The organism is Leifsonia sp. RAF41 (assembly GCF_052114085.1).
Taxonomy (GTDB): Bacteria; Actinomycetota; Actinomycetes; order Actinomycetales; family Microbacteriaceae; genus Leifsonia.
The window spans coordinates 1-394 of record NZ_JBFREB010000005.1 but is presented as its reverse complement, the minus strand read 5'-3'; the positions used below and the strand labels follow the sequence as shown (position 1 = coordinate 394).

The window sequence follows — 394 nt, the reverse complement described above, 5'->3', positions numbered from 1 at the left end:
ACCGATGGTGGCACCGGATGGGCGGCAACTGGTGTTCAGTTCCGATCGTTCCGGCAGCTTCGCCCTGTGGTGGGCCGACATGCAGCGGCCGGAGTCGCTGCGGCCGATCGAGGGGCTGAAGCCCGAGGCACGGCAGGCGCCCGACTGGTCGGCCGACAGCCGGCATCTGCTGGTGGTGGGCCGCGATGAGCATGGCGAAGCGGTTGTCTACGAGATCGCACCGCGCGATGAACAACTGCATCGCCTTCCGGTTCCCGCCGAGCAGCCATTGCAGGCGTTGTACGGCGCAGACGCGGAGCAGCTGCTGGTGGTCGAACGTGATGCCGACCAGCACACCCGCTTGAGCCTGTTCGACCGCAGCGCGCAGCCATGGCGGCGGTTGGCCAGCCTGGAA

1 protein-coding gene is annotated in these 394 nt (G+C 68.0%); it reads left to right on the top strand.

All coding sequences use genetic code 11. The features are described from left to right. A partial coding sequence (locus AB4Y74_RS17760) for a hypothetical protein (RefSeq protein ID WP_441800481.1) occupies nucleotides 1–394 on the top strand: 394 nt, incomplete at both ends.